The 25,672-nt window shown below is 50.7% G+C and carries 19 protein-coding genes and 1 pseudogene; 19 read left to right on the top strand and 1 reads right to left on the bottom strand.

Annotated elements, in window-relative coordinates; all coding sequences use genetic code 11:
- Nucleotides 1-109: 109 nt before the first annotated feature.
- The 18 genes from NYE70_RS06155 to glnA all read left to right on the top strand — a co-directional run bounded on the left by NYE70_RS06155 (nt 110) and on the right by glnA (nt 23,131).
- Nucleotides 110-1,093 (top strand): aromatic acid exporter family protein, encoded by a 984-nt coding sequence (locus NYE70_RS06155; protein ID WP_211020708.1) that lies wholly within the window; start codon nt 110-112, stop codon nt 1,091-1,093.
- Between the two features lie 99 nt (nt 1,094-1,192).
- Nucleotides 1,193-1,741, top strand: coding sequence for an RNA polymerase sigma factor (locus NYE70_RS06150; RefSeq protein ID WP_211020707.1), 549 nt, complete (start codon nt 1,193-1,195; stop codon nt 1,739-1,741).
- Nucleotides 1,714-3,357, top strand: a complete 1,644-nt coding sequence (locus tag NYE70_RS06145) for a DUF4179 domain-containing protein (protein WP_341045381.1) — start codon at nt 1,714-1,716, stop codon at nt 3,355-3,357. Before NYE70_RS06150 ends, NYE70_RS06145 begins: the two co-directional genes overlap by 28 nt.
- 173 nt (nt 3,358-3,530) lie before the next feature.
- Nucleotides 3,531-4,076 (top strand): outer spore coat protein CotE, encoded by a 546-nt coding sequence (cotE, locus tag NYE70_RS06140; protein WP_211020705.1) that lies wholly within the window; start codon nt 3,531-3,533, stop codon nt 4,074-4,076.
- Nucleotides 4,077-4,254: 178 nt separating this feature from the next.
- On the top strand, nt 4,255-5,859 hold the full coding sequence (locus NYE70_RS06135; protein WP_341045380.1) for a putative amidoligase domain-containing protein: 1,605 nt from the start codon (nt 4,255-4,257) through the stop codon (nt 5,857-5,859).
- 74 nt (nt 5,860-5,933) lie between these two features.
- Nucleotides 5,934-8,732, top strand: coding sequence for a DNA mismatch repair protein MutS (gene mutS / locus NYE70_RS06130; RefSeq protein WP_341045379.1), 2,799 nt, complete (start codon nt 5,934-5,936; stop codon nt 8,730-8,732).
- Between the two features lie 356 nt (nt 8,733-9,088).
- Nucleotides 9,089-11,161, top strand: coding sequence for a DNA mismatch repair endonuclease MutL (mutL, locus tag NYE70_RS06125; protein ID WP_341045378.1), 2,073 nt, complete (start codon nt 9,089-9,091; stop codon nt 11,159-11,161).
- A 16-nt stretch (nt 11,162-11,177) separates the two neighbouring features.
- Nucleotides 11,178-11,960 (top strand): class I SAM-dependent methyltransferase, encoded by a 783-nt coding sequence (locus NYE70_RS06120; protein ID WP_211020702.1) that lies wholly within the window; start codon nt 11,178-11,180, stop codon nt 11,958-11,960.
- Complete coding sequence (miaA, locus tag NYE70_RS06115; protein ID WP_341045375.1) at nt 11,950-12,924, top strand: tRNA (adenosine(37)-N6)-dimethylallyltransferase MiaA; 975 nt, start codon at nt 11,950-11,952, stop codon at nt 12,922-12,924. The genes NYE70_RS06120 and miaA overlap by 11 nt, the downstream gene beginning before the upstream one ends.
- Nucleotides 12,925-12,949: 25 nt before the next feature.
- Nucleotides 12,950-13,189, top strand: a complete 240-nt coding sequence (gene hfq, locus NYE70_RS06110; RefSeq protein WP_211020700.1) for an RNA chaperone Hfq — start codon at nt 12,950-12,952, stop codon at nt 13,187-13,189.
- A 169-nt stretch (nt 13,190-13,358) separates the two neighbouring features.
- Nucleotides 13,359-16,016 carry a PBP1A family penicillin-binding protein gene (locus NYE70_RS06105; RefSeq protein ID WP_341045373.1) on the top strand — a complete coding sequence of 886 codons (2,658 nt, stop codon included), beginning with the start codon at nt 13,359-13,361 and terminating at the stop codon, nt 16,014-16,016.
- A gap of 209 nt (nt 16,017-16,225) precedes the next feature.
- Nucleotides 16,226-16,801, top strand: a complete 576-nt coding sequence (locus NYE70_RS06100) for a DUF402 domain-containing protein (RefSeq protein WP_211020698.1) — start codon at nt 16,226-16,228, stop codon at nt 16,799-16,801.
- On the top strand, nt 16,788-17,459 hold the full coding sequence (locus tag NYE70_RS06095) for a YdcF family protein (protein ID WP_341045372.1): 672 nt from the start codon (nt 16,788-16,790) through the stop codon (nt 17,457-17,459). Before NYE70_RS06100 ends, NYE70_RS06095 begins: the two co-directional genes overlap by 14 nt.
- 140 nt (nt 17,460-17,599) lie before the next feature.
- Nucleotides 17,600-18,577 (top strand): AAA family ATPase, encoded by a 978-nt coding sequence (locus NYE70_RS06090; RefSeq protein ID WP_211020696.1) that lies wholly within the window; start codon nt 17,600-17,602, stop codon nt 18,575-18,577.
- A gap of 14 nt (nt 18,578-18,591) precedes the next feature.
- Nucleotides 18,592-19,902 (top strand): GTPase HflX, encoded by a 1,311-nt coding sequence (gene hflX / locus NYE70_RS06085; RefSeq protein WP_341045370.1) that lies wholly within the window; start codon nt 18,592-18,594, stop codon nt 19,900-19,902.
- Between the two features lie 105 nt (nt 19,903-20,007).
- Nucleotides 20,008-21,261, top strand: a complete 1,254-nt coding sequence (locus NYE70_RS06080) for a methionine gamma-lyase family protein (protein WP_211020694.1) — start codon at nt 20,008-20,010, stop codon at nt 21,259-21,261.
- A 112-nt stretch (nt 21,262-21,373) separates the two neighbouring features.
- Nucleotides 21,374-21,784, top strand: coding sequence for a MerR family transcriptional regulator (locus NYE70_RS06075; RefSeq protein ID WP_211020693.1), 411 nt, complete (start codon nt 21,374-21,376; stop codon nt 21,782-21,784).
- Nucleotides 21,785-21,802: 18 nt separating this feature from the next.
- Nucleotides 21,803-23,131, top strand: coding sequence for a type I glutamate--ammonia ligase (gene glnA / locus NYE70_RS06070; RefSeq protein WP_211020692.1), 1,329 nt, complete (start codon nt 21,803-21,805; stop codon nt 23,129-23,131).
- A 74-nt stretch (nt 23,132-23,205) separates the two neighbouring features.
- Here the strand turns inward: glnA and NYE70_RS06065 are convergent.
- Nucleotides 23,206-24,373: pseudogene (locus tag NYE70_RS06065) on the bottom strand (tyrosine-type recombinase/integrase).
- Between the two features lie 325 nt (nt 24,374-24,698).
- Between NYE70_RS06065 and NYE70_RS06060 the strand changes: the two are divergent.
- Entirely contained in the window at nt 24,699-25,388 is a 690-nt protein-coding gene (locus NYE70_RS06060) for a hypothetical protein (protein WP_341045369.1), read from the top strand.
- Nucleotides 25,389-25,672 lie beyond the last annotated feature (284 nt).

The raw sequence follows: 25,672 nt of genomic DNA, 5'->3' as shown, positions 1-25,672 counted from the left end.
CTCCGGCTGTGGCCTCAAATTAAAGACATCTCATTGTACGTGAACGTGAAATCAAGTACGATTAACATTAAGACTATTTAACTTAGGACGTAAAGGACAGGGTGGTTTTATGGGGTTCAGGGTCATCAAAACAGCGATCGCTACCTTACTGGCGATTATTATAGCGGATGCGGTTGGCATTCAGGGCGCGCTGTCCGCGGGATTGCTGGCGATCCTTGGCGTAGACGTCACCCGAAAACGGAGTATTGCCACGGTATCTTCGCGGTTTTTCGCTTCGGTGCTGGGTTTGATTCTTGCTTTTGTACTTTTTTATCTGTTCGGTTTCCATCTGTGGGTGCTCGTCGTATATATTCTGATCGCCTTCCCTCTGATCACAAGAGCGCATTTCAAAGAGGGGATTGTGACCAGCTCCGTCGTGGTATTCCGCGTGTTCGGCGGGGAGGAGCTCAGCTTTGCCGTCATGCTGACACAAATCGAGTTGCTGGTGATCGGGCTGGGGGCCGCCATGCTGGTGAATCTGGCGTATATGCCTAAAGCGGAGGACAAGTTGCTGGAGATCCGCAGGAAGGTGGACGGGCTGTTTTCGATTATTTTCAGCCATATCGCCGAGACACTCCGGGACCCGTACCATCTCTGGGACGGCAAAGAACTGATAGAAGCTGGAAAATTGGTGGACAACGGTCTGACCTCGGCCAAACGTGCTCTGGAGAACCAGCTTATCTCCCCGAGCGATACATGGTCCGTTTATTTTTATATGCGAAAAGAGCAGCTCGGCCGCATTGAAAGCATGCTGGAGCTGATATCCCGGGTGTACCAACGAATGCCTCAGGGTGAAATTACGGCCAACCTGTTCGACCGGCTCAGCCGGGACGTAAGCAGCGAAGAGTACACGGGGCAGACAGAGGTCATGCTGAACGAACTGGAGCAGGAGTTTAAACGGATGGAGCTTCCTTCAACCCGGGAGGAGTTTGAAATGCGCTCCGCGATTCTTCAGCTCTGCCGCGAGCTGGCCAATTACCTGAATATTGCGAAAAAGGATAAGGCACCGGCATCGCTCAAATCCTCCGGTAAAGGTGAGGCAGCAAAACACTGAAACAATTTAAGCATCCTTCGGGATGCTTTTTTTAAAATGAACGATTTTCCGTTCTTGATGGTCTTATAGGTGAAAGCCCACAAAGAGGAGGTGAACGGAGTGAACGACCGGGAAATGTTCGAAACCTACAAGGAGCAAGTGTTCCAATTATGTTATTACATGATGCAAAACCGATCCGATGCGGAAGATATTTGTCAGGAAGTGTTCGTGAAAGCCATACTTGCGGACAGAACGCAAATCAGGGACCTGAGACCGTGGCTGCTAAGAATAGCTTCGAACGAGTGCAGTAAGGTTCTAAAGAGAAGAAATAGTGGATGGACCAAGGAGATGTTCGCCTATTTGATGAACCGTCCGCAGGTCGTCAATCCGGTAGAGGAAGATTATGACCGGAAGGAAATAGCAAATGAGTTCAACGAAATGATTAGCCGGTTGCCCGAAAAAATAAGGATTGTGGTCACATTGCGTTTCGTTCATGAAATGACGGTGCCGGAAATAGCCGGTGTAATCGAGGTGCCGGAAGGAACCGTGAAGTCCAGGTTGAACAAAGGGATGCGGCTACTGAGGGATCGGAATGAACATGAATTAAAAAACAGGATGTCAAACAAAGGAGATGAGTGGAAATGGAAAGGGTTTTTGAAAGTAAAGTAAGAGAAGGCCTTCAGGCTCCCTCCGCTAACACGGATTTCGATGCCATGTGGCTCACCATTGAACGTGAAGTTTCCTATCGGAAATCGGTTCCTCAAGGGACGCTGAAACCCGCCATCAGCAAAAGAAAGCTGGTTCCAGCGCTAGTATTATCATGCTTTATGTTTATGGCGGTACCAGCCTTTGCGGGTGTGGCCATGAATTGGAACAATATCATGGGTTTCGTAGGCATAGACAATGCATTGAACAACGGATACGGGCAACGATTCCAACAGAGCGCAACCAGCGCCGGAATCGCTATGAATTTGAACGGGGTCGTTACGGACGGGGAGAAATTGAAAGCATTGGTCTCTTTTGATCCGGACGAGGGCTTGGACCGGTATGACGCCTATCAAATCGGAAGCGTCGGTATAGCTGACGAGTCGGGAAACACGGTGCCCGCCAGTAGTAATCTATATTTCGATCAAAGAAGCGGCAAGCTGCTCGGCATGATTGAATCGAATGATATATTGCAGAAATCGGAAAAGAAACTGACGATCACCGCACAGCAGCTGATATTGTATAACTATAAAGAAACTCCGCTAAAAACGGCCTTTCAGACGGGAGATACCATTACAACAGGGTCCCCGGACTACCCGAAAATGCACATCGAATCTTTGACTAAGGAAGATGACCGGCTAATTGTCCGGTATATTGTATCCGCAACTTCTCCCGATCCCTTGCGTCTGGATCCTCATTTGATTTATGGGAGCGGTAACGGTAGCCGCGGTGAACTGACCGTACTTCCTTATGATGGAGAGGGTTTGCTAATTCAGCAAATTTTCCAAACTGCGGAAGTAAATCAAAACGAAACGGAAAGCTTCCGTTTGAGTTATCTGGACCAGGCGGAAACCAAGGACGGAAAGTGGTCGTTTACTTTTAAAGGCGATGGCAAAAAAGCAAGTAAAGCGGTTTATACGAAAAATCTGAACAACGGGGAACAATTGCAGGAAATGGCCGGCATCCGGCTTGAGAAGCTTATCGTTTCGCCGCAAAAAATAACGTTGAACATCGAGGAAGATAATAGCATGGAGCAGTATAAGCATGGGGTGGTCTGGTACAACTCGGTTACGCTCGCCGTCGGAGACAAAGAAATCCAGGGAGGTTTCGATCTGATCGGCAGCGATCCGAAGCGTTACCAACATGCTTATCAGTTTGAATCTTCGGTCTGGTATGAGGATTGGTCAACCGTTCCCATGAAACTGATTTTAGGGGATGCAAGGGTGACAAAACGGGATACGACTCAAAATTGGACCCCGTTAAAACAACCGGCCGAATTGAAGCAGTCTCTCGAAGTGTCGGTTGACAGATTCTTGATTCATTTCACCTATTATCTGGACGGCAAGGATTTGGTGGTGGAATCCTGGTCGGATAGTCCGGGATTCGGCGGCATCAGCCAGAGCATGTTGAGCGTCAACGGAAATGAAGTTTATCCGGAGATGGTATCCAATGGCCCTAATTATACCGGTAAAAAGGTGGAGCGTTATAAAGGCGGCTCCGGATTCGAAAATATTTTGTGGAATCCCGGATTTTATAACTATTATGATTCTCAGAAGAATGTGGAAGTGAAGTTGAATTAGATAGCGTAGAAATAAGCCCGGAGAACGCTCCGGGCTTATTCTTTTTTTGAGCAGGAATCGTTATTTCTTTACGTTTTTTCCACTCGTACATATTTATTTATCATGGGCTATTCAACATTCGCCCAGTTCTTGCATACATATGTAATGAATGATGTATGGAGGAGGTTTAAATCATGTCATCGAAATATCAAAGTAGAGAGATCATCACGAAAGCGATCTGCGGAAAAGGTCGTAAGTTCTCTACCGTAACACATACCGTGACTCCGCCACACAGACCGTCGAGCATACTGGGAGCGTGGATTATCAACCACCAGTACGAAGCGGTTGCAGCCGGAGACGGAATTGAAGTTATTGGTACTTACGATATCAACATCTGGTATTCCTACGACAAAAACTCGCAGACAGAAGTAGCCAAAGAGACGGTATCCTATGTTGAGAATGTGCCGCTGAGTTATCTGGATTCCAGACATCGTGCCTCAACGGTCGAGGTTACTGCGGATGCAACGCAGGAACCAAGTACCGTTGAAGCGAGCGTATCAGGAGACGGCCGTGTGGCGATTCGCGTGGAGCGGGAATTCGCTGTTGAACTGGTGGCCGAAACCAAGTTGAATGTTCTTGTCGTACCTGGCGGCGAGGACGGGGATAAAGATTTTGATTTTGGATCCGAGCTCGGCGATTACGAAGATCTGGATCCGGACCTCCTCGACGACGAACTCTAAGGGACTGTAGCTGTTTTTACCTTCCCGGCAATATTGAATACGTAGTTATGGTCTACTATATGCGGCAGGGGCGTCGTCGTCGAGGGCGGCTGCCCTCTTTTTGTTTATTTTTCGTTATACAAAATTGTTGGAGCGGCAATGGGACCAGATCGGCCAACCGGGGGAGGCATTATTGTTCATGACAGTGAATCATGTGTTGAAGGTCTATCTTGAGCGTGGCGTGTTCCGGAGCAGGCTGCTTCGGGCGATCGAGGGCCAGGGCGGGCCTTATGGAATACTTCGTGATCCTGTTTCTTCAAACGGCATTAAATCCGGTTCCCGAGGAGATGAAATTTGCTTCGGGACACCGGAAGCCTACTTTGGGCAAGAAGTAAGAGAATGGATCATCAACGGCAATTTGACGGATTTTCTGGCTTTACAAGTACCGAAAAGGCAAAAACGACTCGGTGCGGCAGGAATCCCCGCCTCATTGTCCGGCCGGAAAGAGACTGTCGGGGGAGGATTTCAAAGACGGTTCGCGGTCAGTGTCTTCCATTTGCAAGCATTAAACGCAACTCCTATTCAGCCCGGAGGGACCGTAATGCCACTCCCCGGAAACGGGGCGGGGTCTGACCTGGACCGGGAATCCACTCTATGGAAAAGGTTGGCGAGAACGGCCGTCAGAGCGTTATACGCGTTCGGTCTTGACCTGGGTGAAGTCGTCATCCATGCGGGAGAAGAGGGAAGGTTTACGGTGGAAGAAATTCATCCTTCCGTGATTTATGGAGGGAACCGCACAGCCTGGCTGGTAGCGGAGGCGATGACACGCATGCTCGGGGAGTTGGAAAAGTACTCGCTTCAGGGACAAGGGATTGAGCAAGGTCAAGGGCGAGGAGGGGGGCAACGACAGGGGCGACAGGTTCAAGGACAGTGGAAAAACTATGCGCAACGATATGACCAAGGAGAAGGTATTGGGCAAGACGCCGGCTCCGACCGGGAGCGGTTGATCGGCATGGACCCTGAATTCCTGCTCTTTGACAGCAGAACCCGGAAGGTCATCCCCGCCTCGCGGTATTTGGGCCGGCAGGGGATCGCCGGCTGCGATGTGCTGCGCTACCGGGGCCGCCGCTTGTTTCCGTTGGCCGAGCTGCGTCCCGAGCCGGGAAGTGAGCCACGGGAATGCCTGAGCCATTTGATGCGGGCGTTTCGCTCGGCACAGGCGGCGATTCCCGACAGCGAGCTGCTGTGGCAAGCCGGGGGCATGCCGCAGCGCGGCTTTCCGCTTGGCGGGCATCTTCATTTCAGCGGCGTACCGCTCACCGCTGAGTTGCTGCGTACGCTAGATAACTATCTCGCGCTGCCGGTAGCCCTGATGGAGGATAGTGGAAGCCCCCGGCGCCGTCCTTTGTATGGCTTTCTGGGTGACTTTCGGCTCCAAAGCTATGACGAGGACGTGAGCGGGTTCGAATACCGAACCCTTCCCAGCTTTCTGGTTTCCCCGATGGTGACCAAGGGAGTCGTTGCCTTGGCCCGATTAATAATCGAGGACATGGCTTCCTTCAAGGAGCGTCCGTTGCAAGAGAATCGGGTGTTCCACGCTTTTTACTCCGGTAACAAGGAGATATTGAAACAGAAATGGGAGCGGCTGGCCGCGGATATTACCGGCGCGCCATCCTTTTCCAGATATGAAGAATATATCGCTCCATTCTTGGCGGCTGTGCGGTCCGGCCGAAGTTGGGACGAATCCGCCGACATCCGGCGGTCGTGGAAGTTGCATTCCGATTCCATATCGACGTTGTCATAAGGGATATTTACTCGTAAGCCTCCTTGCCTTTCTGTTATAATAGAGATCTATGAATGGTTATTTGGAGGTTGCACATGGCTACTTATACGCCGATGATACAGCAATATTTGAGTGTAAAGGCCCAGGCTCAGGATGCGTTTCTCTTTTTCCGGCTGGGCGACTTTTATGAGATGTTTTTTGATGACGCCTTGTTGGCGTCAAAAGAATTGGAAATTACGCTAACCGGCCGGGAAGGCGGCGCTGCGGATAAAATTCCGATGTGCGGCGTGCCCTATCATTCGGCGGATAACTATATTCACCGGTTGATCGAGAAAGGCTACAAAGTCGCCATTTGCGAGCAGGTAGAAGACCCGGCCTCGGCCAAAGGCGTCGTCCGCCGCGAAATCGTGCGCGTGGTAACGCCCGGTACGGTGATGGAAGGCAAAACCCTCGGCGAGCGTGCGAATAATTACATATTGTGCGTGACGGAGCGGAACGGCTTGATGGCGCTGGCGACCTGCGATTTGTCGACCGGTGAACTGTACGTCACTTCGGCTCCGGCCAGTAAAGAGTGGCTGCGCGACGAAGTCGGTTTGTACGATCCATCGGAAGTGATCGGGGATGAGGCTCTGCTGAATTGGATCGCAGAACAAGCCGCCCCGCTCGGCAAGACGGTCGTATATACCCCTTGGGTCAAGACGAAGGAAGAAGACAGCCGGGCGCAATTCGGAGAGGCGCAGTGGATCAGGCTGGAGAGCGAACGCAGGGACTGCATCGCTCTACTTGTCGGATATCTTGGCGAAACTCAAAAACGTTCGCTTGGACAGCTCACTAAAATTTCATCCTACGAGCCCGAGCAATACATGATTCTCGATCCGTTTACCCGGCGGAATCTGGAGCTTGTGGAGACCGTTCGGGAACGGTCCAAGAAGGGCACGTTATTGTGGCTCCTGGATCGCACCGAAACGTCGATGGGCGCGCGCTTGCTGCGGCGCTGGATCGATAAGCCTCTCCTGCAGCGAAGCCGGATCGAGGAACGGTTGGAAGCGGTGGAGGCGCTGCATGGCGGGTTTATTTTGCGGGAAGACCTTCGTCAGGCGCTGCTTGAAATTTATGATTTGGAGCGGCTTACTGGAAGAATTGCTTACGGCAGCGCGAACGGCCGGGATTTGATCGCTTTGAAGTCATCTTTACGCCAGGTGCCGGCGATTAAGGAACTGTGCGCCGCGTCCTCATCGACTACGTTACGGGGAATCGCGGAAGGCATGGATGCTTGCACCGATATAGCTGATATGATCGAAACGGCGATTGCGGACGAGCCTCCGGTCTCGGTCCGGGATGGCAATGTGATCAAGACCGGGTTCCATTCCCGACTCGATGAGCTGCGTGAAGCAGGAAGCAACGGCAAACGCTGGATCGCGGAGCTGGAGGCTTCGGAGCGCCAGGCGACAGGCATTAAGTCACTGAAGATCGGTTACAACAAAGTGTTCGGCTATTACATCGAAGTTACGAAATCCAATTTATCATCACTGCCGGAAGGCCGTTACGAGCGGAAGCAGACGCTGGCCAATGCCGAGCGTTTCGTGACTCCTGAGCTAAAAGAGAAGGAGACGCTCATCCTTGAAGCGGAGGAGCAAATGGCCGATCTCGAATACAGGCTGTTTAACGAGCTCCGTGAACGTATTGCAAGTGATATTGAGCGGTTGCAGCGCCTTGCCGAGCGGATCGCGGAAATCGACGTGCTCCGGTCTTTGGCGGCCGTTGCTTCCGAGGGCGGGTTTGTGAAGCCGGTCCTGACGGACGGGTATGATTTAGTCGTCGAACAGGGACGTCATCCGGTGGTTGAATCCGTGATGAAGGATACCGCCTTTATTTCCAACGGCACCAAGCTGCAAAAGGATGAGGCGGGTATCCTGCTCATCACCGGTCCCAATATGGCGGGAAAAAGCACTTATATGAGGCAGGTGGCTCTGATCTCCATCCTGGCTCAGATCGGCAGCTTCGTTCCGGCCGCCAAGGCGGAAATCCCGCTGGTTGACCGCATTTTTACCCGAATAGGGGCAGCGGATGACCTGATCGGAGGCCAGAGCACCTTTATGGTGGAGATGGCCGATATTCAGGTCATGACGGAAAAGGCAACCGCCCGGAGCTTGATCATCATCGACGAGCTGGGCCGGGGCACATCGACCAGCGAAGGCATGGCGATCGCCCAGGCGGTGATTGAATATGTGCATGATCATATCGGCTGCAAGGCGCTCGTTTCGACGCATTTTCATGAACTGGCCCATTTGGAGAGCAGTTTGTCCGGGTTGAGAAACTACCGGATGGCTGTCCAGGAAAGCGGGGACAAGGTGCATTTTCTCCGCAAGCTGGTCCCTGGAGCAGCCGATACGAGCTATGGTATTTATTGCGCGCGGCTTGCCGGACTTCCCGGAGGAATTATCGAAAGAGCCTACGGATTGCTGCAAGGCTTTGAGCAGGCGGCTGCCGCGGTAACCGCCGGGGTTCATGGGGATGCGGAAGCAGCACCGACCGCCAATGTGAATGACACCGAACTATCGGACAAGCAGGTTGCCGGTAAGGTTGGAGCAATAGCAGGCGAAATGAATAAAGTAACAGGCAGTGGAGACACCTCGGGCTTTACAGTTAAAGAGAATGAATCGGAGTCGTTGTTTGAGCAAGACCAGAAATTGGCTGAAGGGGATAAACAGGAAGTAGTTCAGCTGTCGATCTTTGCGGACGAGCTACCAGTAAAGAAGGCGAAATCCTCTCAGGAGGATCCGGGACTCCGGCTAATCGTCAATATGGTGAAAGAAGCGGATTTGATGAATATGACGCCGCTGGAGGCTATGCAGCTAATTAATGATCTGAAGCAAAAGGCGAAGAGCTTATAATTTGTAAGGTATTGTTGCCGATTCGCTGAACGAGATATAAGGGACTTTATGGGCGCTATTTGCGTGATTTTCAACAAAATAGTAAAAAAAGAGGATTTTAAGGGGCTTATTTTTCTGATCGGGCGCTAATAGTCGATTTTAAAGCGTTATGAAGACAAATAAGGCCCCAAAAGGATTTTAATTTTGAACTCGGATCTGAATTTGGAGAAATAAGGCCCAAATAGTCCATTATTATACCGGGTTAGTAACTCAACTAATTGATTTCGGTACGAGTCGTTAATCATCTCGGATTATCGTTTGCAATTTATGACAATTGCTTTCAAATCACCGAGCAGGTGAGCAAGGAGGGAATCATCGTGGCAAAAATAACGATACTGGACGAGCATATTGCCAACCAGATAGCGGCGGGTGAAGTGGTGGAGCGGCCCGCTTCCGTGGTCAAGGAGCTTGTGGAAAACGCGGTTGATGCCGGGGCGACGAAAATCGAGGTACTGGTGGAGGAAGGCGGTCTGGAACTGATCCGGGTAACCGACAACGGTTCGGGGATCGAACCCGAAGACTGCGAAACTGCTTTTTACCGCCATGCTACGAGTAAAATCGTATCCGGACGCGATCTGTTTCAGATCCGCAGCCTCGGATTCCGCGGGGAGGCCTTGCCGAGTATTTCGGCCGTCGCCAAGGTCCGGCTGGTGTCGTCCAGCGATGATACCGGACTTGGCCGGGTTGTTGCGATTGAAGGCGGCACTCTGAAAGAGAATGAGGAAACAGCCGCACCTCAGGGGACGGACATTACGGTAAAAGAATTATTTTACAATACGCCGGCAAGGCTGAAGTATATGAAAACGATTCAGACCGAGCTCGGACATATCTCCGATGTGATGTATCGTCAGGCGCTGGCGCATCCGGAGATCGCCTTCAGCCTGAAGCATAACGGCAATTCGCTGCTGCAAAGCCAGGGCGGCGGCGATCTGCTGCAGGTTATCGCTTCGATTTACGGGATCAATACCTCCAAAGGGATGATTCCCATCTCGGCCGAAAACCTTGATTACAAAATTTCCGGTTACATCGGGCTACCTGAGATGACGCGTTCCAATCGCGGAGGTATGTCCACGATGGTAAATGGCAGATTTATCCGCAATCAGGGCTTGCAGCAGGCGATTCTTCGGGCCTATCATACGCTTTTGCCGATCAATCGCTATCCTTTGGTCGTGTTGTCGCTGGACATGCATCCATCCCTGGTAGATGTCAATGTGCATCCGGCGAAGCTGGAGGTGCGGTTCAGCAAGGAAACCGAGTTGAACGCCTTCGTGGAGGCCAGTTTAAGGTCGGTACTGTCCGAGCAGGTGCTCATTCCGCAGGTCGTCAAGCAGCAGCTTGGGAAGTCGGGTTCCGGATCCTTGATCCAGGAACAGTTTCACTTCCCGGCTGCCCGGCTTGAGGCAGCGCCTGCGAGCGCGGCGCCTGGCATGAGCGCGTCCGGTCCGGCTGCGCCGGCTAGCGCGAGCGGCGGGCGCCCGGGAGCCGCTCCGGCGGCTGCCCCAGGCAGCGCTGCTAGCGCGCCTTCCGGCGCAGCCCCCGGCAGCGCCAGCGCCTACGGCGGCGCTTCGGCGGCGCGCACCGACGGCAGCGGCTTCGCGCTGCGCGAGCAGGCCGCGCCAGGCGCAGCCTACGGCGCCGGCCCGGCCGCGGGCGCCTATGCGCCTTCGGCTCAGCCGCCGCGCCAATCGCAGGCGCCGGGCCAGCCGGGCCGGGCGCCGCAAGGCGGCTACGCCGCTGCGCCGCAGCCCGTGCCTCCGGCTGCGCAGGAGGCGCTCTATGGCGCGCCCGGTACGGCGCCGGAGCTGCCGGCTTTTCCTGAGCTGTCCTTGATCGGACAGCATCACGGCACTTACCTGATCGCCCAAAATGAGAACGGGCTGTATCTGATTGATCAACACGCCGCTCATGAGCGGGTGAATTATGAATATTATTACGAGAAATTCGGCAATCCGGCGGATGCTTCCCAGGAACTGCTGCTGCCGATCACGCTGGAATTTACGCCGGGAGAGAGCGAGAAGCTTAAGGAACGGCTGTCCTGGTTTGAACGGGCGGGGGTCATTCTGGAGCATTTCGGAGGCGGAACCTTTCGCGTCGTGTCCTGCCCTTATTGGTTTCCGCAAGGAGACGAAGCGGCCGTGATCCAGGAGATGGCCGAATGGGTGCTTAGCGAACGGGCGATCGATTTGGCGAAGCTGCGCGAGAAATCTTCGATCCTCGTCTCCTGTAAAGCTTCGATTAAGGCCAACCAGAAGCTGACCAAGGAAGAAGCGGATACCCTGCTTCAGCGGCTAGGGGCATGCAAGCAGCCCTATACCTGTCCGCACGGCCGGCCGATCGTCATTTCTTTTTCCAATTACGATTTGGAGAAACTGTTTAAACGGGTTATGTGAACGGAGGAAATTGCTAGTGATTATTACAACGGGGGACCACGCCGTTCAGGAAGCTGTACGAAGAGCGTCGGCCCTCTCTAAAGAGTCGGGGATACAATACGTCCCAAGGAACCGCACATCGCTTCCCAAGCTGTCGGCGCAACATGGAGACACGGACATTCTGGTCATTCTGGAAGGCGGAGCAAGGCTCTACCGACCGGATGGAGAAGCGATGCTGTTTCATCCCAGCATGGCGTTTGTCCGGGCCAAGCGGCTGATTAAAAAAGGCGAGAGCGATCCGATGCTTGAAGCCGCCCGGGTTCAGCCGGGCGATTCCATCATCGACTGCACGGCGGGTCTCGGGTCGGATGCCGCGGTATTCGCTTTAGGCGCAGGCCCGGAGGGCCGCGTTCTGGCCCTTGAAGATTCGCTTTCACTATGGAGTTTGATGCGGGAAGGTTTTGCTTACTATGTATCTGGGGTAAAAGAGTTTGACGAGGCTTTGCGCCGGATCACCGTGAAGCGTGCGGAGCATCTGGAGTTGCTGCGCGGACTGCCTGACAAGAGTGCGGATGTCGTTTATTTCGACCCGATGTTCCGCGATCCGATTCAGGAGTCGTCCGCCATCTCTCCGCTTCGTTCCTATGCGAACAACAATCAGCTTGACCCCGAAGCGATTGCGGAAGCTTGCCGGGTAGCGCGAAAGACGGTGGTGCTGAAAGAAAAAAAAGGGAGCGGAGAATTCGAACGGCTCGGATTTACGACGCAGTCCCGTTCCCATACCAAAATTGTGTACGGAGTGATTTCGCTTGACCAATAATGCAAAACCGAAACTGCTGGTGCTCCTCGGCCCAACCGCCGTCGGCAAAACCAGTCTGAGCATCGAGATCGCCAAGAAGTTTTCCTGCGAAATCATTTCCGGAGATTCCATGCAGGTATACCGGGGGATGGATATCGGAACCGCCAAAATCACGCCGGAGGAGATGGACGGGGTTCCGCATCATTTGATAGATGTTTTGGAGCCGGATGAGCCGTTTTCCGTGGCCCGTTTTCAGGAATGGTGCCGTGAGCTTATCCCCGAAATTCACGGGAAAGGCAAACTGCCTTTTATTGTGGGCGGAACGGGGCTTTATATTGAATCCGTGTGTTATGAATTCCAATTTACTGAAGCGGGCGCGGATGAAGAATTTCGGGCCGAGCAGCAGCGGATTGCCGATCAAGAGGGAGCGGAGGTACTGCATGCCAAACTGGCCGAAATTGACCCTAAGTCAGCGGATCGGCTGCATCCCAACGATGTCCGCAGAGTGATCCGTGCGCTGGAAGTATTTCACTTGACCGGGGAAACATTATCTTCCAGTCTGGAGCGGCAAAACAAGCAGTCGCCGTACGATCTTTGCTTCATCGGTTTGACAATGGACCGTCAAATGCTTTATAACCGTATTGAACAGCGTATCGACGGAATGATTGCCGCCGGTCTGATCGGTGAGGTTCAGCGATTGCTGGACCGCGGCTTCTCCAGGGATCTCGTGTCCATGCAGGGACTCGGGTACAAAGAGATCGCGGAGCATCTGGTAGATGGCTTACCGCTGGAGCTCGCGGTGGAGAAGCTGAAGCGAGATACCCGAAGATTCGCCAAACGGCAGCTTTCCTGGTTCCGCCACATGAACGACATTTCCTGGGTCGATGTGGGCGACGGCAGAAATTTCTCCGCGAATTTCGAAGCCGTACGTGCTATAATAGCAGGAAAGTTTCCAACTGATCTTGAATATAATTCTAAACACTAATTGATTCCTATTGGGGGTACGGCAAATGAACAAGTCCATTAACATCCAAGATACATTCCTGAATCAAATGCGCAAAGAGAGCATCCCTGTTACCGTATTTTTGACGAACGGTTTTCAGATCAGAGGAACGATTAAAGCTTTTGACAACTACATTATCGTAATCGACAGCGACGGACGCCAGCAAATGGTGTACAAGCACGCCATCTCCACATTCCAGCCGCAGCGCAATGTTTCGCTGATGCAGGAGTCCCAGAACGAAGGTTAATCCGAATATTGAAACTTTTTTAAAATCAGTACGTTTAATGGTATAGGAAAAGGAGCGGAGCAACCTGATAAGAGGTTGTTCTTTTCTTTCCGGGCTAAATTGGGTATTGGACCAGTAGAATCCACACACAAACATGATGAAACTGGTATGAAGGGAGTCAGAAGAATCTATGCCTACCAAAAGACCATCCAGACTGGAAAGGAACAGTAAGCCGACTCGCAAACCGAATGCGCCGAAAGGACCTAAAAAGAAAAGGCTGACGGCAAAACGGGTACTGTGGACTTCATTTTTCACAATTGCATTTGCTATATTTTGCGGGATTGCGGGATACATGTACATCACCGTAAGCGGCGAAAAAATATTGAACGAGAACAGGGACAAGCTGTTCATTTATGAAACGTCCAAGGTCTATGACCGGACCGGCAAGCTGATGGGCGAATTGTCCGTGGACCGGAGCGAACCGGTGGAAGAGGACCAGATTCCGAAACTGGTCAAGGAAGCTTTTATCGCGACCGAGGACCGGAGATTCAACGAGCATAACGGGGTCGACCTGTGGTCGATCGGCCGGGCGGCGGTGAAGGATATCATGGCGCGTTCCCTGGTGGAGGGCGGCAGTACGATCACCCAGCAGCTGGCCAAGAACATGTTCCTTGATTTTGACAAGACGTTCTTCCGTAAAGCGACCGAAATGTCGATCGCGATGGCGCTGGAGCGCCACAACACGAAGGATGAGATTATTACGCTATACCTGAACCGGATCTTCTTCGGTCAAAAGGCGTACGGCATTAAAGCGGCATCCCAGCGTTATTTCGGAAAGAGCGATCTGAACGAGTTGGATCTGTGGGAAGTCGCAACCTTGGCGGCAATTCCTAAGGGACCGTCCAAGTACAATCCGGTCGCGAATCCGGATCTGTCGAAGCAGCGGCGTTCCGTCGTGTTAGACCTGATGTTCCAAGAGGGGTACATTACCGCTGAGGAACGGGATGAAGCGAAGGCGGTGAATTACGATTATGTGCCACCGACTAAGAATGACAGCTATCAGGCGTTCAAGGATTATGTAATCAAAGAAGCCGAGGAGAAGTTTGGGCTTTCGGAAGACCAACTGAACCGCGGCGGCTACAAAATTTATACGACGATGGATGCTCAGGCACAAAAAGCGGTAGAAAAGGCGTTCGCCAACGACGACTTTTTCGAGAAGAGCAAGGATGACCAGCAGGTTCAGGCTTCGATCGTCATCCAGAACCATGAAAATGGCAGTCTGGTAGCTTTGCTTGGCGGTCGCGATTACGAACGCAAAGGCTTCAGCCGATTGAACAGCCGCCGGCAGCCGGGTTCGGCTTTCAAGCCGATCGTATCCTATGCACCGGCACTAGATACCGACAAGTTTGATATTAATTCACCGTTAAGCAATGAGAAGCAGTGCTTCGGGGATTACTGTCCGCGTAACTTGCACGGCTACTCTAAAACCATTGACATGACCACGGCGCTAACAAAATCGGAGAATATTCCTGCCGTTTGGTTGCTAAATGAGGTTGGCGTTGGTACCGGTGTGAAATATGCACAGAACATGGGCATAAAGATGGACAAAGACGACCGGAACCTGGCTATCGCGCTTGGGGGCTTAACCCATGGCACGAATACGCTGGAAATGGCTGGCGCGTTTAGCGTCTTCGCCAATGGCGGTGAATACAACCAGCCATACACTATTAAAATGATTAAGGATCATGACGGCGTAGAGAAATACAAGTACAATGCGCCGAAGCCAAAACGGGTGCTCAGCGAGCAAACCGCGTACTACATGACTCAAATGATGCAAAATGTCGTCAATGACGGGACGGGGAAACGCGCGAAGCTGAATCGCCCGGTTGCGGGTAAGACGGGAACTACACAGCATGGTATTAAAGGGTTGAACAGCAGCAAGAACCGGGATGTCTGGTTTGTAGGTTACACCCCGGAATGGACGGCATCCATCTGGATGGGCTACGATAAACCGGATAAGAACCATCTGCTGAACGGCAGCAGCGGTCAGGCCGCGGCCTTGTTCTCAGCCGTCATGACCGAAGCGCTTCAAGGCGTACCGGTGAAGGACTTCCCGGTACCGGGTAATTTACAGGCTCCGGAACCTCCGGAACAAGAAGTGGAGGAAACTCCAACCGGGCTCTCTGCTTCTTATAATCAGGACTCGGGAGTCGTTACTCTGAACTGGACGGGTGTAACTACCGAAGGGGCAATTTACAAGGTTTACCGGAAGGAAGCCTCCGAGGCGGACTTCTCTCACTATATGGATTCGCCTGCAACAACGGCTGAGGATATCAGCGTAGCTGTCGGAACTGGTTATGAGTACTATGTTACGGCATACGATGCGGTGAATGATGTCGAGAGCGAACCTTCGAACGTTGCTCAGGTGATGCTTGTGGCGGATGATCCTCCGATGGATGAGGTTGATCCGGATGAGAACGGCAATGGCGACTGGATCGGCGATCCGGGCAACGGCAGCGGTAATTCCGGTCAGGAAGGCGGCCAGGGCACAAATCCGCCGGGCAATAACGGAAACGGCGGGCAGGGGAATGGCAACGGCCAAGGAAACGGCCACGGTCAAGGCAACGGTAATGGCCAAGGCAATGGAAATGGTAATGGCTCCGGCAACAGCGGGGGCACCGGAACCGATTCGGGTACCGGAGGAGATACGGGGGGAACCCCGCCTTCCGGAGGTGAATCCGGAGGCGATTCAGAGACCGGGTTACCGGTGGATGACGGAAGCGGAACACCGACCGACGGCACGATTGTCGACCCGACGGGAACCGGCGGCCTGAATTCCGGAGGCTAAACAATAACGTATAAAATCAAGTGGTGTCCTCAAGCAATTGATTGCTTGGGGGCACTTTTTTTGTTTTTTTGACGTATCCGGCTTGGAGCACAACGTTCCATTTCGATGACATTTGCTGACAAGTTTATATAATATTAAAATTTCGTTTTTGAGACTGACTTTTAAATGTGATAAGCTGAAAGTACATTGTGTTGAAAGGGATCAGTCTTATGAAACGAAAATTCGGAGACCGTGCGAATTGGCGCCGCGTGACGCAGCGTCAGTTCAAATCCAAGTACGTGGATAGCGACATATTCAGAGGTTATGTGACATCGTATAGTATTCAAGCTTTACGAGATCCGCTCTGGAAAACTTATGGAGGGAATACATTCCGTATTGCCGACAAAGGATTTACCTGGTTGCAGTACTATCCAAAAGGAGAGCACTACGTGGTAACCGCCATGTTTGACGACAAGGGAGACATTGTCGAGTGGTATATCGATGTGTGCAAAACCCAGGGAGTGACGGACCAAGGTGTCCCTTGGTTTGATGATTTGTACCTGGACATTGTTGTGCTGAAGAACGGTGAAGTGTTCCTGTTGGACGAGGACGAATTGGATGACGCGCTCTCACGCGGTCATATCACCGTCCGGGATTATGACATGGCCACGGAAACGGCGAGGGATGTTATGCGAAGTATCCGGGAGCAGCATTTTCCTTATTTTACGATGTCTCTAGACCATTATCGCAACGGGTTTGTGCTTAAGGATGCTCAGCGTCAGGGAGGGGAGCATGGTACGGAGTAGAAGAAACGGATTTTATGCGGTTGGAACCCGGCAACGAAAGCCACGTCGCCTGTGGATTTGGATATTGGCCTGTATTCTGGCTGCGGGAATAGGTTGGCTGCTTTATGTGCTGGCCCAAATTGGCAGCATCGATAGCAATCCGGCTGCGTCTAGGGAATATGCACAGCCGGCAGATGTCGGGATCGTACTTGGCGCTTCAATGTGGGGAGACCAGCCCAGCCCCGGGCTCCAGGAAAGACTGGAGCTTGCTCTGCAGGATTATAAGGAGGGGAAGTTCTGCCTCTTTATTTTGTCAGGTGGATTGGACCGGGCCGATTACCGGTTTACCGAAGCAGAGGGCATGGCCAATTATCTGGAATCCAAGGGTGTGCCGCGTTCGGCCATGCTGCTGGAGAACAACGCTACAAGTACCTATGAGAATTTAAAATTCAGTCAGGAGATCATGAAAGAAAAGGGACTGAAATCGGTCATTATCATTACCCATACTTATCATGGCAATCGGGCATATGAAATCGCCAAAGCTTTGGGCTACGACAACCCGGGACTGTCAGTGACGAAGACTCGGGTCATAAAGCCGATGCAAGCCACGGTTCGCGAAGTTCTGGCCTATACCAAATGGAAACTCGACCATATCGCCATCGCTTTTGGCTGGAAATGAGAAAACTTCTAATAACGGAGCGGGAGAGAGAATACATTTTAAAAGAAGTTTAAGCCCTCCCGGCAACATACAGGTTCAAAAGTCGTTTCTTTGAAACTTCATAGCACTTTTGAACAACTCCATAAAGAGGTGATTCATAGATGTCAGGGCCTGTCATGGCTAGAAGCGGATCTTCCGAGGAGAGACCTTCCAGACAGATCAATGTCATTCTCCGCAACACCGAGCCACCGGTCGTTTCGCAAAGCGTTCCGGATGTCGAATCTACGGCAGGAGCCAAGAGCATCCCTCAGCAAGGCTTGTTCGCGGATTTGCAAAAGGAAATGGACGGTCTGGTCGGGCTCGATCATATCAAAGAGCTGATGTTTGAGATTTTTGCCCTGCTGCAAATAGCGGCGATGCGTTCCGAGGCTGGACTGTTGTCCGGAACCCAAGTCTATCATATGGTGTTCAAAGGAAATCCGGGAACCGGCAAGACTACCGTTGCCCGAATTGTCGCCAAGATGTTTCAGAGAATGGGTGTATTAAGCAAAGGACATTTGATTGAAGTGGAACGGGCCGACTTGGTCGGAGAGTACATCGGTCATACCGCGCAGAAGACACGTGACCTGGTTAAGAAGGCGCTCGGCGGCATTCTTTTCATAGATGAGGCATACAGTCTGGCGCGGGGCGGAGAAAAGGACTTCGGCAAGGAAGCGATCGATACGCTGGTGAAGGCGATGGAAGATCAGAAGAATCAGTTCATTCTAATTTTAGCGGGCTATTCCGATGAGATGGAATATTTTCTTGCTACCAATCCTGGATTGCCTTCACGGTTTCCGATTCAGATGGATTTTCCGGACTATAGCATCGACCAGCTCATTCAGATTGCTGAAGGAATGGTGAAGGAACGCGATTATATTCTGATGCCACAGGCGATACTCAAATTAAAGCAGCATTTGCTGCGGGAAAAATGCGAAAGCGAGCATCTGTTCAGCAACGCGAGGCATGTACGCAATATTATTGAACGTTCCGTCCGCCAGCAGGCGGTCCGCCTGTTGAATCAATATAGCGGAGGATCGCCGGGGAAGCTGGAACTGATGACCATCCGAACCGAGGATTTGAAGCTGGATAAGAAATAAGGAGTCGTGAACCATTGTCAAAATCGCCGTACGAAACCAAGACGATATTACCCGACAAGGCAGTGCTGGTTAGTCTGATAACTACGGAAGTCAAGCAAAGCGGGCTTCATCCCGAATACTCGTTGGACGAATTGGTGCAGCTTGCGGAAACCGCTGGCGTGGAGGTAGCGGACCGGATGACGCAGAATCGGGAAAACCGGGATCCGCGTTATTTGATCGGTAAAGGAAAAGTGTTTGAGCTAAAGGAACTCATGGAGCAGCATGGAGCCAATACGGCTATTTTTGATCAGGAATTGTCGGGGGCGCAGGTACGAAATCTCGAAGAGATGCTGGATGCGAAAATCATTGACCGCACCCAGCTCATCCTCGATATTTTTGCCCAGCGGGCCAAAACGCGGGAAGGGATTATTCAGGTGGAGCTGGCACAGCTCACCTACTTGCTGCCGCGTTTAGCCGGACATGGCAAAAACCTGTCCCGGCTCGGAGGCGGTATCGGGACGCGGGGGCCGGGCGAGAGCAAGCTGGAAACCGATCGCCGCCATATCCGCCGCCGGATCGGCGAATTGAAGCGCCAGCTTGAAGAGGTAACCCGGCACCGCAAGCTGCACCGTTCGCGCCGCCAGGAAACCGGCGTGGTGCAGCTCGCGCTCGTGGGCTACACGAACGCCGGGAAATCCACGCTGTTGAAGGCCCTCACCGCGGCCGACGTGCTGGTGGAGAACCGGCTATTTGCTACGCTGGACCCGACTACCCGGATCATGGAGCTGCCTGGCGGCAAAGAGGTTGTATTGACCGATACGGTCGGTTTTATCCAAAACCTGCCCCATGATCTGGTCGCCTCCTTCCGTGCAACGCTTGAAGAGGCGAATGAAGCGGATCTGATTCTTCATGTGGTGGATGCTTCTTCACCTATGCGCAAGGAGCAGATGGAGGTTGTAGAACGAATTCTGGATGACCTGGGAGCCGGGGGAAAGCCACAGCTCGTGTTGTACAACAAAATCGATTTATGTGATCCAGAACAGCTCGAGATGCTGCCTTCCACAAAAGGCTCGATGAAGATCAGCGCGTTCGATGAAGACGATTTGGAGCGCATCCGGCAGGCGGTTCAGCAGGAGTTGTCAGGCGGGATGCGAACGTTCCGGATTCCGGCCGATCGCGGCGATTTGACGCCTTTCCTATACCGGATCGGCGACGTTGTAGGGCAGCAGTACGATGAGGACAATATTATTTATTCGGTGGACGTGAATCAGGGGGATTTTGAAAAGTATGGATACATGCTGGCTCCCTTCTCGATTCCGGGTCACGAGAACCCGTTGAATCCATAAGGGACGAAGCGATTTATAAGCTGGATAGACACTCTAAAAGATGAACTATAAGAGTCACTAGATAAACGCAGAATTGAGTTGCTGCAGGGGAGAGGTAAGGACAAAATGGCGGTTTTTTCAGAAGAAATTGTTGAGTGGATGGAGCAAGCAGAGCAGCAGGTTGGAGATCAGTTTCGTGCAATCGACCGGATTGTCGATCGTAACCAATGGAAAGTAATCGAAGCGTTTCAGAAGTATCAGGTAAGCGACTTTCATTTTGCAGGATCTACGGGTTATGCATACAATGATCGCGGACGCGAAGTGCTCGACCTTGTGTACGCCGAAGTATTCGGCGCCGAGGCGGCGCTGGTGCGTCCGCATTTTGCGTCGGGTACGCATACGATTGCAACGGCGCTGTTCGGAGTGCTACGCCCGGGTGACGGATTGCTGTATATTACAGGACGGCCTTACGATACGTTACATAAAGTGATCGGCAAGCCGGGAGATGGTACCGGCTCGTTGCAGGATTTCGGAATACACTATGATGAAGCGGCTTTATTGGGAGACGGCTCGGTAGATTGGGATACGGTAGCTTCTAAAATAACGGAAAAGACCAAGGTGATCGGAATCCAGCGTTCTCGCGGTTATGACTGGAGAGATTCCTTTACGGTAGAACAAATCGGTGAGATGGTCGCCAGGGTGAAGGCGTTGAATCCGGATTGCATCGTGTTCGTCGACAACTGCTACGGAGAATTCACCGAAGAACAAGAACCTACTCAAGTAGGAGTTGATCTCCTTGCAGGTTCACTCATCAAAAATCCCGGCGGCGGACTGGCCGAAACGGGAGGATATATTTGCGGCCGGGCGGAACTGGTCGAACTGGCGTCGTATCGTTTGACGGCTCCTGGAATCGGGGGAGAGGTCGGCGCGATGCTGGGGACGACGCGCGGGATTTATCAAGGGCTGTTCCTGGCTCCAACGACGGTGGGACAAGCGGTCAAAGGAAGCGTCCTGGCGGCGGCTGTGTTTGAGCGCGCCGGGTTTGAGAGCCGCCCGCGTTGGGACGCCAAGCGGACGGACTTGATCCAAGCGATTGCGTTCAGCGGGCCTGAACAGCTCATCGCCTTCGTGCAAGGTATTCAGCGAGCGGCCGCCGTGGACGGCCATGTGGTGCCTGAAGCTTGGGACATGCCTGGGTATGAGCACCCCGTTATTATGGCAGCGGGCACTTTCATCCAAGGCGGAAGCCTGGAACTGTCGGCGGATGCACCGGTCCGGGAGCCATTTATCGCTTACATGCAGGGCGGTTTAACCTACTCCCACGTTAAATTCGGCGTTCTGACAGCCTTGCAGACGATGAAAGATCGTAATCTTCTTTAATTTAACGGATTTATCTTCTCTTCCTTGTAAGTTATCCTGACATTCTTGTTGACATGTCAGGTTAGTTGACATAGAATAGAAACATGATTATTTAACTGGAAGGTTGAGAGCGATGAGTGACGATATTCGCAGAAATATGGCCTTGTTTCCGATTGGTATCGTAATGAAGCTTACGGATTTAACGGCTAGGCAAATTCGTTATTATGAACAGCATCAACTGATCGTGCCGGCTCGCACTTCGGGCAACCAGCGGTTATTTTCCTTTAATGATGTCGAGCGCTTGCTTGAGATCAAGGGTTTGATCGACAAGGGCGTTAATATTGCCGGGATCAAGCAGGTCATGGACCCGATGGCAAAGGATTCGCAGGAAGCCACGGTCATGACGAAAGACACCGAAGAGAAACGCAAAGAAATGACGGATTCACAGCTTTACCGCATGCTTAAGCAGCAGCTGGTTACCGGGCAAAAGCCGGGTCATGTTTCTCTGATTCAGGGAGAATTGTCCCGCTTTTTCAAAATATAAACGTTGGGAGAGGTTATATTGAGTTATTCAAAAGAAGACATTTTACGCATTGCCAAAGAAGAAAATGTTCGCTTTATCCGATTGCAGTTTACAGACTTGCTCGGGACGATCAAGAACGTGGAAATTCCCGTCAGTCAATTGGAAAAAGCGCTTGATAACAAAATGATGTTCGACGGTTCCTCGATCGAAGGATACGTTCGTATCGAAGAATCCGACATGTATCTTTTCCCTGACCTGGATACCTGGGTAATCTTCCCTTGGGTTACGGAAGACCGCGTTGCCCGCTTGATTTGCGATATTTATATGCCTGACGGCACACCGTTCGAAGGCGATCCGCGTTATATTTTGAAGAGAGCTTTGAAAGAAGCGGAAGAGCTTGGATTCACATCCATGAATGTAGGTCCCGAACCGGAATTCTTCCTTTTCAAAACCGATGAAAAAGGCAACCCGACCATGGAGTTGAATGACCAGGGCGGTTATTTCGACCTTGCGCCTACGGATCTCGGAGAAAACTGCCGCCGCGAAATCGTTTTGACGCTGGAAGAGATGGGATTTGCCATTGAAGCCTCCCACCATGAAGTAGCTCCTGGTCAGCATGAAATTGATTTTAAGTATGCAAATGCAATTAAAGCAGCCGACCAAATTCAAACTTTTAAACTTGTCGTTAAAACGATTGCCCGTCAGCATGGTTTGCATGCGACATTCATGCCTAAACCGCTGTATGGTGTCAGCGGATCGGGGATGCACTGTAACCAATCTCTGTTCAGAGACAAGACTAACGCCTTCGTGGATGAGAGTGATCCGCTTGGTTTGAGCAAAGAAGCTCGCCATTACATGGCAGGGATTCTGAAGCACGCAAGAGCTTTCACTGCGGTAACAAACCCGACCGTGAATTCCTACAAACGTCTGGTTCCAGGTTACGAAGCTCCTTGTTACGTCGCTTGGTCTTCCAGTAACCGCAGTCCGATGATCCGTATTCCTGCTTCCCGCGGCCTCAGCACACGTATCGAAGCCCGGAATCCGGACCCTGCAGCCAATCCTTATCTTGCCTTGGCTGTTATGCTTAAAGCAGGCCTCGACGGCATTAAGAACGAATTGCCGCTCGCAAAACCGATTGACCGCAATATCTACGTGATGTCTGATGAGGAACGCGTGGAAGAAGGCATCCCAAGTTTGCCTGCCAACCTGAAGGAAGCCCTCGATGAGCTGATCCGCAATGAAGTCATTTGCGAAGCTCTAGGTGATCATGCTTTGACTCACTTCTTCGAATTGAAAGAAATCGAGTGGGACATGTTCCGCACGCAAGTTCACCAATGGGAACGCGACCAATATATGACGCTGTATTAATAGAGGAATCCCTTGCGCCGTAAGGCGTGGGGGGTTTCTTTGTTTGGGGGCGTTTTAAAAGGATGGGGTGATGATTAGTGATTGCCCCCATAATGCCCCTCTATTTCAGAAGAAGGACTTAAAATGTTTTTTGTATACTCCTCAAATCTCTCGATGTTCCGTTCCTCAATTTTTATAGAGATGTGAGAGTAAACGTCCGAGGTGATTTGGATGCTACCATGACCTAGCTGCTCCTGAACATATCTCATGTCAGCTCCAGCTTCGAGTAACAGGACAGCGCAGGTATGGCGGAGAGAGTGGATAGGAAGCTTTGGCAGACTTGCTCGTTTACAAATACGTTCAAAGGCATTAAACAGGCTGGACTTTGGCATGAAGTTTCCGTCTTCGCGGCAAAGGACCAAGTTCAGGTCGTGCCGATAAAGATCGGGAAGGTTGAGCTTGTTTTGTTCTGCCAATTTGCATGAAACTTCAAATCATTTATCAGCGACTGGCTAATTCGAATTGTACGGGTAGACCGGTATGTCTTCGTATTTCCGAATAGCTCGGAATTGTCTTTGGCTGTGAAGTCGAGAGTCTCGCCAATTCGGATCGTCCGCTTTTTTAAGTCAATGTCGGTCCATTTTAGCGCTGCTGCTTCGCCTTTTCTAATTCCAGTTTCGATCATAACTATAAAAAACATCCAATAGATATAGCCATACTTGTGTGAAGCTTGCAAGAAAGCAGGAATGGCACTATACGCAATAAATTTGATTTCGTTCCGGCTATCCTCGCCTTTGATTTCTACACCAATACAAGGATTATTCTGTATCTTCAAAAGTGTGACAGCTTTTTTCATGGCGTTCGTCATCGTGGTATGGATGATCTCAATGGTTCGCTTACTCAACGCGCCTGATAGGTGGTTCAGAAACTTCTGGTACATCTCCGGGTTTAACTCGCTGAGCATTAGATTCATAAAATATGACTTAATGTGGTTGTTGACGTTGTTTTCGTGCAGTATAATTGTGTTTTTTGAACGGTGCCGCGCTTATACTCATTCAGCCAACGTCCAGATAGTCAGCCAGGCGCTGATCTTCGCTTAGACCATACCTTGCTAAGCTTTCGCAAAAATTCCGCAGCAGCCATCTCCGCCTCTGGCTTTGTCCGAAAACCACGTTCAGACTTCTCTCTAGGCTTTTTTGTAAAATGGTCTTTGTACTTAAGACGGTATTTCCATCCGGTAGAGTGTTTTTTGTAATTAGCCATAATTCCCTCCTTAGTAAGAACATACGTTCTGTTACTTGGGTATGTGAAAACGCCTTGCGGCGGTGAAAGCGCAAGTAAAAGTTAGTAAAGATGGTGTAGTTCTTTTGGGATACCACAACGCATCTGCAATCCTAATATGTAAGAGAAAAAGTCAGAAACGTAAAGTTAGAACTTTACGTTTCTCTCCGCTTTGGGACCATCCAAGTCTACCGCTCTTTTCCTATTAATTATTCACAAGACTTTCACAGCTTTTATCTTTACAATAATATGGTTGTAGTGTTATTTTATAATAGAAATTATACTAAAATATGGAGTAGATGTTTTTATGAGGAAGCACAAGTTATTTATTTCACTAAGTTTGGCGCTTATTTTTATGATGAGCACAGTAATGGGGGCGTCAGCTGAAAGTATTGATACCTCAGCAAAAGTAATTGGTAATAATGAGAATAACATCACTCATTCTGGAATAATTGAACTAGAAAGAAGCGACTTTGACAAGATATTTGAAAGTGATGGACCTGTATATTTAGGGGATGGGTTATGGGCTGAAGAATTAACATATGAGGAAATGGCTCAACAAATAGCTAAAAATAGAAACGTATCTGAAAAATATGTTAGGAGCTTATTAAGCGAAAGATCTTCTGAGCCAAATTACTATTATACACACTTCTATCAACAGTTTGAGGTTGGTGATACTGGTTGGTTCCCGCAAATAGACTTTTATATTAAATGTGAAGGAATATATAGGGACTTCATCAAAGTTGAAGATCTTAATCTCATTAGATCATATAATTATATATCCAAACAATTTACCGGAAAGTTGCAGGCAAAGGTCGAAGATGTCAAAAGTATTTATTGGGTCATAAATGGTGATTTTTATAATAATGGCACTACAAAACAATCATTTAGTGGAGGAGTTTCAGCAAGTGATTATGCCACGTTGAGTTTCTCTATTGAAAGTCAAAACAACCATTCTGGATATGTATATAAAACTGGTAATTTAAGAAATAGATAAAATGAAATAATCAACTATAGGATGGTAGTCGTGAAAAATAAATTACTAACATGTATCGTAGGAATTTTAACAGGTTTTTTTGTTCTGTTCATTCCTAATTATGTCGCCGAAACCATGTATGATTCTCCTTATGAAGGCGCTTTTTATATAACGTATTTTATTATAAAATGCTTATTTTTATTGTTAGGAGTATCGATAATATCATATGGTATCTGTTTCATTATAAATAAACGTGATTAGAGATAATCGCTGCTGGCTAAGGAGAAAAGTATAAATTAAAAAAG

It is taken from the genome of Paenibacillus sp. FSL R5-0407 (assembly GCF_038009185.1).
Lineage (GTDB): Bacteria > Bacillota > Bacilli > Paenibacillales > Paenibacillaceae > Fontibacillus > Fontibacillus vini.
This window is presented reverse-complemented; position numbering and strand designations above follow the sequence as displayed.